Below are 13,282 nucleotides of genomic sequence, written 5' to 3'. Positions count from 1 at the left end.
GGACTTCATGAAACGTCTGCTGCTAACTGCGGTTCTCACCGTATTGATGATCGCCGAAGTTCACGCCGAGTCCTTCACTATCTCTGATATTCGCGTCAATGGCCTCCAGCGGGTCTCCGCGGGTAGTGTCTTTGGTGCCTTGCCGTTGAACGTCGGCGAGCAGGCTGACGATCGTCGCCTGGTGGAATCCACTCGTGCGTTGTTCAAAACCGGTTTCTTTCAAGATATCCAGCTGGGCCGCGATGGCAACGTCCTGGTCATCACGGTAGTCGAGCGTCCGTCGGTCGCCAGTATCGAAATCGAAGGTAACAAGGCGATTTCCACTGAAGACCTGATGAAGGGCCTTAAACAGTCCGGTCTGGCCGAAGGTGAAATCTTCCAGCGCGCCACCCTTGAGGGTGTTCGTAACGAACTGCAGCGCCAGTACGTCGCTCAGGGTCGCTACTCCGCAACCGTCGACACCGAAGTGGTGTCGCAGCCGCGCAACCGCGTCGCGCTGAAGGTCAATATCAACGAGGGCACGGTTGCTGCTATCCAGCACATCAACGTGGTGGGTAACACCGTCTTCCCTGACGAAGACCTGATCGACCTGTTCGAACTCAAGACCACCAACTGGTTGTCGTTCTTCAAGAACGATGACAAGTACGCCCGTGAAAAGCTGTCCGGTGACCTGGAGCGTCTGCGTTCCTACTACCTGGACCGTGGCTACATCAACATGGACATCGCTTCGACCCAGGTGTCGATCACCCCGGACAAGAAGCACGTCTACATCACCGTCAACGTCAACGAAGGCGAGAAATACACCGTTCGTGACGTCAAGCTGAGCGGCGATCTGAAAGTCCCTGAAGACCAGGTCAAATCCCTGCTGCTGGTGCAGAAAGGCCAGGTGTTCTCGCGCAAGCTGATGACCACTACGTCGGAACTGATCACTCGCCGCCTGGGTAACGAAGGCTACACATTCGCCAACGTCAACGGTGTGCCTCAGCCGCACGATGACGACCACACGGTCGACATCACCTTCGCCGTGGACCCGGGCAAGCGCGCCTACGTCAACCGCATCAACTTCCGTGGCAACACCAAGTCCGAAGACGAAGTGCTGCGTCGTGAAATGCGCCAGATGGAAGGTGGCTGGGCTTCGACCTACCTGATCGACCAGTCCAAGACCCGTCTTGAACGCCTGGGCTTCTTCAAGGAAGTCAACGTTGAAACGCCAGCAGTACCGGGCGTCGACGATCAGGTGGACGTGAACTACAGCGTGGAAGAGCAGGCCTCCGGTTCCATCACCGCCAGTGTCGGTTTCGCCCAGAGTGCCGGTTTGATCCTCGGCGGCTCGATCACCCAGAACAACTTCCTGGGTACCGGTAACAAGGTCAGCATCGGCCTGACCCGCAGTGAATACCAGAGCCGCTATAACTTCGGTTATGTCGACCCGTACTGGACTGCTGATGGCGTGAGCCTGGGTTACAACGCTTTCTACCGCACGACCGACTATGACAATCTCGAAACTGATATCGCCAGCTATGCGGTAGACAGCCTGGGTGCCGGCGTGAGCGTGGGTTACCCGATCAGCGAGACGTCGCGCCTGACCTTCGGCCTGACCGCACAGCAGGACACGATCAAGACCGGTGTCTACACCGTTGATGAAATTTTCGACTTCGTGGACAAGGAGGGTGACAAGTACCTGAACTTCAAGGCGTCGGCCGGCTGGTCCGAGTCGACCCTGAACAAGGGCGTGCTGGCTACCCGTGGTCGTTCCCAGAGCCTGACCCTGGAAACCACTACGCCGGGCAGCGACCTGTCGTTCTTCAAGCTCGACTACCGTGGCCAGTTGTTCCAGCCGCTGAGCGAGAACTACACCATGCGCCTGCACACTGAATTGGGTTATGGCGACGGTTACGGTTCGACCGATGGCTTGCCATTCTATGAAAACTACTATGCTGGTGGTTTCAACTCGGTTCGTGGCTTCAAGGACAGCACCCTGGGTCCTCGCAGTACGCCAAGTCGTGGCACCAACCCGGGTACCGCAGAAGATCCGGACCAGGATCCACTGCCGTTCGGTGGTAACGTCCTGATCCAGGGCGGCGTGGAACTGCTGTTCCCACTGCCGTTCGTCAAGGATCAACGCTCCCTGCGGACTTCGGTCTTCTGGGACGTGGGTAACGTGTTCGACTCGCAGTGCAAGGACACTACCAATGCTGACGGCTCGGAGTCCCGCACCAAGTGCAACGACATCAGCCTGAGCAACATGGCCAGTTCCGTCGGTGTCGGTGTGACCTGGGTCACCGCACTGGGTCCGTTGAGCTTCGCTTTGGCCATGCCAGTGAAGAAACCGGATGATGCTGAGACTCAAGTGTTCCAATTCTCCCTCGGCCAGACGTTCTAAGCGTCTGACCCAAGATAACGACAATGGATTTTGTAGGAGTGCATCGTGCGTAAGTTGACTCAATTGGTTCTCCTGGCAACCGTACTGGTCGCAGGTCCGGCTTTTGCCGACATGAAAATCGCGGTCCTGAACTATCAGATGGCCTTGCTCGAATCTGACGCGGCCAAGAAGTACGCCGTGGATGCCGAGAAGAAGTTCGGTCCTCAGCTGTCCAAGCTCAAGACCCTGGAAAGCAGTGCCAAGGGCATTCAGGACCGCCTGATGGCCGGTGGCGACAAGATGCAGCAAGGCGAGCGTGAGCGCCTGGAGCTTGAGTTCAAGCAAAAGGCCCGTGATTTCCAGTTCCAGTCCAAGGAGCTGAACGAAGCCAAAGCCGTTGCTGACCGTGAAATGCTGAAGCAGCTCAAGCCAAAACTGGACAGCGCTGTGGAAGAAGTCATCAAGAAAGGTGCTTTTGACCTGGTCTTCGAGCGTGGCGCAGTGATCGATGTCAAACCTCAGTACGACATCACTCGCCAGGTTATCGAGCGCATGAATCAGCTGAAGTAATCCATGACAGCGACTATGAAGCTCGGCCAATTGGCCGAGTTCCTCGGCGCCACCCTGCGTGGCGACCCGGAGAAAGAAATTACTGGGCTAGCCACTTTGCAAGAGGCTGGCCCAGCTCAGTTGAGCTTTCTGGCAAACCCTCAGTATCGCAAGTACCTGGCTGATTGCCGGGCTGCAGCGTTGTTGCTCAAAGCCGCAGATGCGGACGGGTTTGCCGGTAACGTACTGGTGGTGCCGGATCCGTACCTGGCCTACGCGCGGATTTCCCATCTGTTCGATCCCAAGCCGAAGGCGCCTGCCGGCATTCATCCGACCGCCGTCATCGCTGCCGATGCTGTGGTTGACCCGGCAGCGAGCATCGGTGCATTCGCGGTGATCGAAAGTGCGGCGCGTATTGCCGCCGGCGTGACGGTTGGCGCACATTGCTTCATCGGGGCGCGCAGCGAAATCGGCGAAGGTGGCTGGTTGGCACCGCGAGTGACGCTGTACCACGACGTTCGCATTGGCAAACGGGTCGTGATTCAGTCGGGCGCAGTGCTGGGCGGCGAAGGTTTTGGTTTCGCCAACGAGAAAGGCGTTTGGCAGAAGATCGCCCAGATCGGCGGTGTGCTGGTCGGTGATGACGTCGAGATCGGGGTCAATACCGCGATCGACCGTGGTGCGCTCGCCGATACGGTACTTGGCAATGGCGTGAAGCTCGACAACCAGATTCAGATCGCCCACAACGTACAAATTGGCGATCACACCGCCATGGCGGCGTGCGTGGGGATCTCCGGCAGCACCAAGATCGGCAAGCATTGCATGCTCGCCGGTGGCGTGGGGCTGGTGGGGCATATCGAAATTTGCGACAACGTTTTCATCACCGGGATGACCATGGTGACCCATTCGATTACCGAAAAGGGTGCCTATTCTTCCGGTACGGCGATGCAGCCGGCAGCCGAGTGGCGCAAAAGCGCGGCACGCATCCGTCAGCTCGATGACATCGCGCGGCGTTTGCGTCAGCTGGAAAAGCGTGCAGGGGAAGTGACCCCTGACGGTAATGCTTCATCAGATGGCTGATACCATTTCCATATCAAGTGTGCACAGCCGCTAGACTGCCTCCTTGATTTGCTAGAGGGGTGCGCTTTTAGTCGCGCGCTCCCAATCTTTACATAGGCTTCCCCCCGAAATGATGGACATCAACGAGATTCGCGAATACCTGCCTCACCGTTACCCGTTCCTGCTGGTGGACCGGGTCGTGGATCTGGATGTGGAAGGCAAGCGCATTCGCGCCTACAAGAATGTCAGCATCAACGAACCGTTCTTCAACGGTCACTTCCCGGCGCACCCAATCATGCCGGGCGTACTGATCATTGAAGCAATGGCTCAGGCTGCCGGGATCCTTGGTTTCAAAATGCTCGACGTGAAACCAGCCGACGGCACCCTCTACTACTTCGTCGGTTCGGACAAACTGCGCTTCCGCCAGCCAGTGCTGCCGGGCGATCAGTTGATCCTTGAAGCCAAGTTCCTGAGCTGCAAGCGTCAGATCTGGAAGTTCGAGTGCCAGGCTTCGGTGGACGGCAAGCCAGTGTGCTCCGCTGAAATCATCTGCGCGGAACGCAAACTATGAGTTTGATTGACCCTCGCGCAATCATCGATCCGACGGCCGTACTGGCCGACGACGTCGAGGTCGGCCCTTGGTCGATCGTCGGCGCTGGTGTGGAAATCGGCGAGGGGACAGTGATCGGGCCGCATGTGATTCTCAAGGGCCCGACCCGCATTGGTAAACACAATCGCATCTACCAGTTTTCCTCGGTAGGCGAAGACACGCCGGACCTGAAATACAAGGGCGAAGAAACTCGCCTGGTGATCGGCGACCACAACGTCATTCGCGAAGGCGTGACGATTCACCGTGGGACTGTTCAGGACCGTTCGGAAACGACCCTGGGTGATCACAACCTGATCATGGCCTATGCCCATATCGGCCACGACAGTGTCATCGGCAACCACTGCATCCTGGTCAACAACACCGCGCTGGCGGGGCATGTGCATGTGGAGGACTGGGCGATCCTGTCCGGCTTCACCCTGGTGCATCAGTATTGCCATATCGGCGCCCACAGCTTTTCCGGCATGGGCACCGCCATTGGCAAGGACGTCCCGGCGTACGTCACGGTGTTCGGCAACCCGGCCGAAGCCCGCAGCATGAACTTCGAAGGCATGCGCCGCCGCGGTTTCAGTGAAGAAGCCATTCATGCCCTGCGTCGCGCCTACAAGGTCGTGTACCGCCAGGGCCTGACGGTCGAGCAGGCACTGACCGAACTGGGCGAGGCCTCGGCGCAGTTCCCGGAAGTCGCAGTGTTCCGTGACTCGATCCAGTCTTCGACCCGCGGCATAACCCGTTAATCATGGCTAACTTGCGTATCGCGCTGGTAGCGGGTGAGGCTTCCGGTGACATTCTGGGCGCGGGTCTCATGCGCGCGCTCAAGGTTCAGCACCCGGCGGTAGAGTTCATTGGCGTCGGCGGGCCGTTGATGGAGGCCGAGGGTCTCGTTTCCTACTTCCCCATGGAACGCCTGTCGGTCATGGGCCTGGTGGAAGTGCTGGGCCGTCTGCGTGAGCTGCTGGCCCGGCGCAAGAAGCTGGTCGGCGATCTCATCGCCGAGAAACCGGATGTGTTCATCGGCATCGATGCCCCGGATTTCAACCTCAATATCGAACTCAAGCTGCGTCAGGCCGGGATCAAGACCGTGCACTACGTCAGCCCTTCGGTCTGGGCCTGGCGTCAGAAGCGCGTGCTAAAGATTCGCGAAGGCTGTGACCTGATGCTCACGCTGTTCCCGTTCGAAGCCAAATTCTATGAAGAGAAGGGCGTGCCGGTGCGTTTTGTCGGGCACTCCCTGGCCGATGCGATTCCGCTTGAGGCCGATCGCGCCGCCGCGCGGGCCGAGCTCGGCTTGCCGGACGGCCCTCTGGTTGCGCTGATGCCGGGCAGTCGTGGCGGTGAAGTCGGGCGTCTTGGCGAGCTGTTCCTCGATACTGCCCAGCGCCTGCGCGCCATGCGTCCGGGTGTGCGATTTGTCATGCCGTGCGCCAGCCCGCAGCGTCGGGCCCAGCTGGAAGCGATGCTGGCCGGGCGGGATTTGCCCCTGACGCTGCTCGATGGTCAATCCCATCTTGCACTGGCCGCCTGCAACGCGGTGTTGATCGCGTCCGGAACGGCTACGCTTGAAGCGTTGTTGTACAAACGGCCCATGGTGGTGGCCTATCGCCTGGCACCGCTGACGTTCTGGATTCTCAAGCGCATGGTCAAAAGCCCCTATGTGTCTTTGCCTAACCTGCTGGCCCAGCGCCTGCTGGTGCCGGAATTGCTCCAGGATGATGCGACGGTCGAAGCCCTGGCCCAGACCTTGTCCCCCCTGATCGAAGGCGGGGAAGAGCAAACCCGCGGCTTCGACGAAATTCACCGGACCTTGCGTCTGGACGCCTCCAACCAGGCGGCAGATGCCGTGCTGAAACTGATTGGCCAAGTACAATGAGCAAGACAAGCATGCAGATGGGACTGGATTTCACCTTGGTCGCAGAAGTCGAAGAACTGGTTGCCGGCGTCGATGAAGTCGGTCGCGGTCCGCTCTGCGGGGCCGTGGTGACGGCTGCGGTAATCCTCGATCCGAACCGTCCGATCCTCGGCCTTAACGACTCGAAGAAGCTCACCGAGGCCCGTCGCGAAAAACTCTACGATGAAATCTGCGAAAAGGCTCTGAGCTGGTGCATTGCCCGGGCCGAAGTCGAGGAAATCGACGAGCTGAACATTCTTCACGCCACCATGCTGGCAATGCAGCGCGCCATCGAGGGCCTGCACATCCAGCCCAAGCTGGCGATGATCGATGGCAATCGCTGCCCGAAATTGTCCATGCGCGCCGAAGCGGTGGTGCAGGGCGACGGCAAGGTGCCTGCGATTGCAGCGGCATCGATCCTGGCCAAGGTCAGCCGCGACCGTGAAATGGCTGCTTTCGAATTGATTTACCCGGGTTACGGCATTGGCGGCCACAAAGGCTACCCGACCCCCGTTCATCTGGAAGCCCTGGCCCGCCTGGGACCAACGCCGATTCACCGGCGTTCGTTCGCCCCGGTACGCCTGGCGTATGAGGCTCGTGAGAGCCTGATCGAGAGTTAGTCGCAAGGCTGATGTTTTCGCCAAGGCCCGGTACAATCCGGGCCTTGTTGTTTTCGAGCTCACAGACAGGATCACCATGCCGGCTTCATTCGTTCATCTACGCCTGCACACTGAATACTCCCTGGTCGACGGTCTGGTGCGGATCAAACCGCTGGTCAAGACCCTGGTCGGCATGAACATGCCTGCCGTGGCGGTCACCGACCAGAACAACATGTGCTCTCTGGTCAAATTCTATAAAGCAGCCATGGGCGCAGGCATCAAGCCGATCTGCGGCGCCGACCTGTGGCTGTCCAACAAGGACCCGGACAATGCCTTGAGCAGGATCAGCCTGCTGGCGATGAACGCCGTGGGTTATCGCAACCTGACTGAACTGATCTCCCGGGGCTTCATCGACGGCCAGCGCAATGGTTCGATCATCATCGAGCGCGAGTGGGTGGCCGAGGCCAGCGAAGGCCTGATCATGTTGTCGGCGGCCAAGGAAGGCGAAATCGGCCTGGCCATGCTCAGTGGCAATCCGGCGGAAGCGGAAACCCTGGCACGGGAATGGATGGCGGTGTTCCCGGACCGCTTCTATCTGGAAATCCAGCGCACCAACCGTCCCAACGACGAAGAGCAACTGCACGGTGCCGTCGCCCTGGCCGAGAAAATCGGTGCACCGCTGGTGGCGACCAACGATGTGCGGTTCATCAAGCAGGAAGATTTTGCCGCCCACGAAACCCGGGTCTGTATCGGTGAGGGCCGGGCCCTCGACGATCCCCGGCGCTCGAAAAACTACAGCGACCAGCAGTACCTCAAAAGTGCCGAGGAAATGGCCGAGCTGTTCAGCGACATCCCCGAAGCGCTGGAAAACACCGTCGAGATCGCCCGGCGTTGCAACATCGAAGTGAAGCTGGGCAAGCACTTCCTGCCCAACTTCCCGATTCCCGATGGCATGACCATCGACGAATATTTCCGCAAGGTGTCCTTTGACGGCCTGGAAGACCGCCTCACCGTCCTGCTGCCCAGGGATACCACCGAGGACTACGAAGCCAAGCGCCAGGTGTATGTCGACCGGTTGAATTTCGAACTGGATATCATCATCCAGATGGGTTTCCCCGGTTACTTCCTGATCGTGATGGACTTCATCCAGTGGGCCAAGAGCAACGGTGTGCCGGTAGGCCCTGGCCGGGGCTCGGGTGCCGGCTCGCTGGTGGCCTATGTGCAGAAGATCACCGACCTTGATCCTCTGGAATACGACCTGCTGTTCGAACGTTTCCTCAACCCGGAACGGGTATCCATGCCCGACTTCGACGTCGACTTCTGCATGGACGGTCGTGACCGGGTCATCGAGTACGTGGCCGAGAAGTACGGACGTAACGCGGTAAGCCAGATCATCACCTTCGGCTCCATGGCCGCCAAGGCTGTGGTCCGGGACGTGGCGCGGGTGCAGGGCAAGTCCTACGGCCTGGCGGATCGTCTGTCGAAGATGATCCCGTTCGAAGTCGGCATGACCCTGGAAAAAGCCTACGAACAGGAAGAAATCCTGCGCGACTTCATCAAGGTCGATGAAGAAGCCGCAGAAATCTGGGAGATGGCGCGCAAGCTTGAAGGCGTGGTGCGTAACGTCGGCAAGCACGCCGGTGGTGTGGTTATCGCCCCGACCAAGCTCACTGACTTCTCGCCCATTTATTGCGACGAAGCCGGCGATGGCCTGGTAACCCAGTTCGACAAGGACGACGTCGAGGCCGCTGGCCTGGTGAAGTTCGACTTCCTGGGGCTACGGACCCTGACGGTCATCGACTGGGCGCTGAAAACCATCAACCGCGACCGTGCCAAGGTCGATGAAGCGCCCCTGGACATCGCCTTCATTCCGCTGGATGACAAACCGACCTACCAGTTGCTGCAAAAAGCCGAAACCACAGCGGTGTTCCAGCTTGAGTCGCGCGGCATGAAGGAGCTGATCAAGAAGCTCAAGCCCGACTGCCTCGAAGACTTGATCGCACTGGTGGCCCTGTTCCGTCCGGGGCCGTTGCAGTCAGGCATGGTTGACGACTTTATCAACCGCAAGCACGGTCGCGCGGAACTGGCGTACCCGCACTCGGACTACCAGTACGAGGGCCTCAAGCCGGTACTGGCACCGACTTACGGCATCATCCTGTATCAGGAACAGGTGATGCAGATTGCCCAGGTCATGGCTGGTTACACTTTGGGCGGGGCGGACATGCTCCGGCGCGCCATGGGCAAGAAAAAACCCGAGGAAATGGCCAAGCAGCGCGGCGGTTTCATCGAAGGTTGCGCGACCAACAATATCGATGCCGACCTGGCGGGTAACATCTTCGACCTGGTGGAGAAGTTCGCCGGTTACGGCTTCAACAAGTCTCACTCCGCAGCCTATGGCCTTGTGTCGTACCAGACCGCATGGCTGAAGACACATTACCCGGCGCCGTTCATGGCTGCGGTACTGTCGGCGGACATGCACAACACCGACAAGGTCGTGACCTTGATCGAAGAAATTCGCACCATGAAGCTGCGTCTCGACGCGCCGGATGTGAATACTTCGGAGTTCAAGTTCACGGTGAACGAAGAAGGCCGGATTATTTACGGCCTTGGTGCGATCAAGGGCGTGGGTGAGGGGCCGGTGGAAGCCATCACCGAGGCACGCCAGGATGGGCCGTTCAAGGACCTGTTCGATTTCTGCGCCCGGGTCGATCTCAAGCGCATCAACAAACGTACCCTGGACGGTTTGATCCGCAGCGGTGCGCTGGATCGCCTGGGACCGTATTTCCACGACGAGCCCAAAGCCTATCAAGCGAGCATCGACCAGAATCGTGCCGTGTTGCTCAATGCTATGGAAGGGGCTATCAAGGCGGCGGAACAGACCGCGCGCACCCACGACAGTGGCCACGCCGACCTGTTTGGTGGCCTGTTCGTCGAAGAGGATGCGGATGTTTACGCCAACCATCGCAAGGCCAAGGAACTGACCCTCAAGGAACGCCTCAAGGGCGAGAAAGATACCTTGGGCCTGTACCTCACCGGCCACCCGATCGACGAATACGAAGGCGAGATCCGCCGTTTTGCCCGCCAGCGCATCATTGACCTGAAGCCGGCACGCGATACCCAGACCGTGGCCGGCATGATCATCGCGCTGCGGGTGATGAAGAACAAAAAGGGCGACAAGATGGGGTTCATTACCCTGGACGACCGCTCCGGCCGCATTGAAGCCTCATTGTTTGCCGAGGCGTTCCATTCCGCGCAATCGTTGTTGCAGACCGACGCGATGGTGGTGGTCGAAGGCGAGGTCAGCAACGATGATTTTTCCGGCGGCCTGCGCCTGCGGGTCAAGCGGGTGATGAGCATGGAAGATGCGCGCACCAACCTGGCCGAAAGCCTGCGCCTGAAGTTGCAGACCAAGGACTTGAAGGGCGATCAGCTACGCTGGCTGGGTGAATTGTTCAAGCGCCATCGCGGCGCGTGTCCTATTACCATGGAATACACGAGCCCCGATGCCAAGGCCTTGCTGCAGTTTGGCGAGACCTGGCGAATCGACCCGGCGGATGCGTTGATTCAAGCCTTGCGTGACCAGTTCGGGCGAGACAACGTCTTCCTCCAATACCGTTGACGGCCAGGTGCCGCTCTTGCAGAAGAGAGCAGCCCTGATCTCGACCCAATTTTTAATCTCGACCTGAACGCGCCTGTCCCTTATGGTAGGGCGCGAATAGACAACCGGCCGGCCCAAGCTCACTTGGACGTCGACCCAAGACGGACGCCTATGAACCCGAATTTTCTAGATTTCGAACAGCCGATCGCCGACCTTCAAGCCAAGATCGAAGAGTTGCGCTTGGTCGGTAATGACAATTCGCTGAATATCGGCGATGAGATCTCCCGCCTTCAGGACAAGAGCAGCACCTTGACCGAGGACATCTTCGGCAAGCTGACCAGCTGGCAGATTGCACGTCTGGCGCGTCACCCGAAACGTCCATACACCCTCGATTACATCGAGCACATCTTCACCGAGTTCGATGAACTGCACGGCGACCGTCACTTTTCCGACGACGCTGCCATCGTGGGCGGCATTGCCCGTCTGGACGACCAGCCGGTGATGATCATCGGTCACCAGAAAGGCCGTGAAGTGCGCGAGAAGGTTCGCCGCAACTTCGGCATGCCGCGCCCTGAGGGCTACCGCAAGGCGTGCCGCCTGATGGAAATGGCTGAACGCTTCAAGATGCCAATCCTGACGTTCATCGATACGCCGGGCGCTTACCCGGGCATCGATGCTGAAGAGCGCAACCAGAGCGAAGCGATTGCCTGGAACCTGCGAGTCATGGCACGCCTGAAAACCCCAATCATCGCCACCGTGATCGGTGAAGGTGGTTCCGGTGGTGCACTGGCGATCGGTGTTTGCGATCAGTTGAACATGCTGCAGTATTCGACTTATGCAGTGATTTCGCCGGAAGGCTGCGCGTCGATCCTGTGGAAAACTGCCGAAAAGGCACCGGATGCTGCTGAAGCCATGGGCATCACCGCCGAGCGCCTCAAAGGCTTGGGTATCGTCGACAAGGTAATCGGCGAGCCTCTGGGCGGCGCTCACCGCGACCCGGCCACAGCGGCCGCGTCCATCCGTGCAGAGCTGAGCTCGCAACTGGCGATGTTGAAGAAGTTCGATAGCGAAGCGCTGCTGGCTCGTCGTTACGAGCGTCTGATGAGCTACGGTCTCTAAATCACGCAATACCCCTGTAGGAGCTGCCGAAGGCTGCGATCTTTTGAAAGCAACATCAAAAGATCGCAGCCTTCGGCAGCTCCTACAGGATTTGAACGATATGAGTCAGCCCATGACTGATCTGCCTGCAAGGTTGCTCCTGCACCTTACGCCCTGGCGCAATGCCGCTCGTTGGCACATCGCCTTCTCCGGCGGCCTCGACTCCACCGTCCTGCTGCACCTGCTCGCCCATCTTGCAAAAAATCACTCCCTGCCGGCGCTGAGCGCCATCCATGTCCATCACGGCCTCCAGGCTGCGGCTGACGCGTGGCCGCAGCATTGCCGGTCAGTCTGCAACGAGCTGGGTGTGCCCCTACAGGTCGTTCGGGTGCAGGTGGAACCCGGCGCCAGCCTTGAGCGCGCCGCCCGGGAAGCTCGCTATGGGGCGTTCGTGGCGGCGACTGGGGCCGACGAGTTACTGCTGACTGCCCAGCACCGCGACGATCAGGCCGAAACCCTGTTGTTTCGGTTGATCCGCGGGGCCGGGGTGCGCGGCCTGGCGGGAATGCCTTCACAGCGAACCCTGGGGCGCGGCCATCTGTTGCGTCCGTTGCTCGATGTCACTCGCAGCGAGCTTGAGTTCTACGCGGCGGAGCATCAGTTGCGCTGGATCGATGACCCTTCGAACCAGGACCGGCAGTTCTCGCGCAACTACCTGCGTCATCAGGTTTTGCCGGTCATGATCGAGCGCTGGCCGCAAGCAGTGACCACCATGGCCCGCAGCGCGGCACACCTGCGGGAAGCGCAGGACTTGCTTGATGAGCTGGCGCACATGGATCTGGCCAGCGCCCGCACGGTCAGTGTTTTCGACTGGTTGGGCGTGCCCTCGCTGGAGTTGGCAGCGCTTGCGGGACTTTCCGCCGCGCGCCAGCGCAATGCGCTGAGTGGCTGGCTTGCGGCACTCACCCAGCTGCCCGACAGCGACCATTGGTCGGGTTGGGAGAACCTGCGCGATGCCGCCCCCGATGCCCGGCCGATCTGGCGCCTGGCCCAGGGCGAATTACATCGCACGGGCGGGCGGATCTGGTGGTTGGCCGGCAGCTGGCTACGTCCGGCAACCGACGCCGTGGCCTGGAATGATCCCTCCCAGCCACTGGTGCTGCCGGATAACGGCGTGCTTAATTTCAACGGTCGGATTCCCGATGGTCCGTTGCAAATCCGCTATCGTCAGGGGGGTGAGGTCATGGCTGTGGCCGACCGAGGTCATCGCGATCTCAAGCGCCTGCTCAACGAAAGGCATGTCCCGGGGTTTGTGCGTGGCAGATTGCCGCTGCTCTACCGAGGCGAGCAATTGCTTGGGGTGGCCAACTTGCGGGACTTGAGTGGCTGCGCGCGGGACGGCTGGCATTTGCATTGGGCTCCACTAAGCGAAGATCAAGGTTTGAGCTGAAAGGGGCTTTCCGGTAGACTACGCTCCCTTCTTGATACAACTTCTGTGGATTCGCCTGAATCGCAGGAGTTG

General features: G+C 59.7%; 10 protein-coding genes. All 10 read left to right on the top strand.

Annotated features, from left to right (window positions below; genetic code table 11):
- Nucleotides 1-7 precede the first annotated feature (7 nt).
- The 10 genes from bamA (at nt 8) to tilS (ending at nt 13,210) form a co-directional block, all read left to right on the top strand.
- Nucleotides 8-2,383, top strand: a complete 2,376-nt coding sequence (gene bamA / locus AAEZ05_RS25975) for an outer membrane protein assembly factor BamA (protein WP_045060134.1) — start codon at nt 8-10, stop codon at nt 2,381-2,383.
- A 45-nt stretch (nt 2,384-2,428) separates the two neighbouring features.
- Nucleotides 2,429-2,932 (top strand): OmpH/Skp family outer membrane protein, encoded by a 504-nt coding sequence (locus tag AAEZ05_RS25970; RefSeq protein ID WP_010462812.1) that lies wholly within the window; start codon nt 2,429-2,431, stop codon nt 2,930-2,932.
- A 3-nt stretch (nt 2,933-2,935) separates the two neighbouring features.
- Nucleotides 2,936-3,991: a UDP-3-O-(3-hydroxymyristoyl)glucosamine N-acyltransferase gene (gene lpxD, locus AAEZ05_RS25965; protein ID WP_122837696.1), complete on the top strand. Its 1,056-nt coding sequence runs from the start codon at nt 2,936-2,938 to the stop codon at nt 3,989-3,991.
- 109 nt (nt 3,992-4,100) lie between these two features.
- The gene (gene fabZ, locus AAEZ05_RS25960) at nt 4,101-4,541 is read left to right on the top strand and encodes a 3-hydroxyacyl-ACP dehydratase FabZ (RefSeq protein ID WP_007907157.1); all 441 of its coding nucleotides are present in this window, start codon (nt 4,101-4,103) and stop codon (nt 4,539-4,541) included.
- A complete protein-coding gene (lpxA, locus tag AAEZ05_RS25955; protein WP_045060136.1) occupies nt 4,538-5,314 on the top strand; it encodes an acyl-ACP--UDP-N-acetylglucosamine O-acyltransferase in 777 nt (258 codons plus the stop codon). Before fabZ ends, lpxA begins: the two co-directional genes overlap by 4 nt.
- Before the next feature lie 2 nt (nt 5,315-5,316).
- Nucleotides 5,317-6,447, top strand: coding sequence for a lipid-A-disaccharide synthase (gene lpxB / locus AAEZ05_RS25950; RefSeq protein ID WP_045060137.1), 1,131 nt, complete (start codon nt 5,317-5,319; stop codon nt 6,445-6,447).
- 11 nt (nt 6,448-6,458) lie between these two features.
- Nucleotides 6,459-7,085, top strand: a complete 627-nt coding sequence (gene rnhB / locus AAEZ05_RS25945; RefSeq protein WP_045060138.1) for a ribonuclease HII — start codon at nt 6,459-6,461, stop codon at nt 7,083-7,085.
- A 76-nt stretch (nt 7,086-7,161) separates the two neighbouring features.
- Entirely contained in the window at nt 7,162-10,683 is a 3,522-nt protein-coding gene (gene dnaE / locus AAEZ05_RS25940; protein WP_045060139.1) for a DNA polymerase III subunit alpha, read from the top strand.
- Between the two features lie 150 nt (nt 10,684-10,833).
- Entirely contained in the window at nt 10,834-11,781 is a 948-nt protein-coding gene (locus tag AAEZ05_RS25935) for an acetyl-CoA carboxylase carboxyltransferase subunit alpha (RefSeq protein ID WP_045060140.1), read from the top strand.
- 100 nt (nt 11,782-11,881) lie between these two features.
- Entirely contained in the window at nt 11,882-13,210 is a 1,329-nt protein-coding gene (tilS, locus tag AAEZ05_RS25930; RefSeq protein WP_045060141.1) for a tRNA lysidine(34) synthetase TilS, read from the top strand.
- Nucleotides 13,211-13,282 lie beyond the last annotated feature (72 nt).

Source organism: Pseudomonas sp. HY13-MNA-CIBAN-0226 (assembly GCF_040310305.1).
In the GTDB taxonomy this organism is placed as follows: domain Bacteria; phylum Pseudomonadota; class Gammaproteobacteria; order Pseudomonadales; family Pseudomonadaceae; genus Aquipseudomonas; species Aquipseudomonas gregormendelii.
Note: the sequence above shows the minus strand (reverse complement) of the source record. Positions and strands in the feature narration are given on the sequence as shown.

Bases quoted from the DNA above. Each gene is read 5' to 3' on its own strand.
- bamA (WP_045060134.1), top strand. From the start codon at position 8: ATGAAACGTCTGCTGCTAACTGCGGTTCTCACCGTATTGATGATCGCC.
- lpxD (WP_122837696.1), top strand. From the start codon at position 2,936: ATGACAGCGACTATGAAGCTCGGCCAATTGGCCGAGTTCCTCGGCGCC.
- fabZ (WP_007907157.1), top strand. From the start codon at position 4,101: ATGATGGACATCAACGAGATTCGCGAATACCTGCCTCACCGTTACCCG.
- lpxA (WP_045060136.1), top strand. From the start codon at position 4,538: ATGAGTTTGATTGACCCTCGCGCAATCATCGATCCGACGGCCGTACTG.
- lpxB (WP_045060137.1), top strand. From the start codon at position 5,317: ATGGCTAACTTGCGTATCGCGCTGGTAGCGGGTGAGGCTTCCGGTGAC.
- rnhB (WP_045060138.1), top strand. From the start codon at position 6,459: ATGCAGATGGGACTGGATTTCACCTTGGTCGCAGAAGTCGAAGAACTG.
- dnaE (WP_045060139.1), top strand. From the start codon at position 7,162: ATGCCGGCTTCATTCGTTCATCTACGCCTGCACACTGAATACTCCCTG.
- AAEZ05_RS25935 (WP_045060140.1), top strand. From the start codon at position 10,834: ATGAACCCGAATTTTCTAGATTTCGAACAGCCGATCGCCGACCTTCAA.
- tilS (WP_045060141.1), top strand. From the start codon at position 11,882: ATGAGTCAGCCCATGACTGATCTGCCTGCAAGGTTGCTCCTGCACCTT.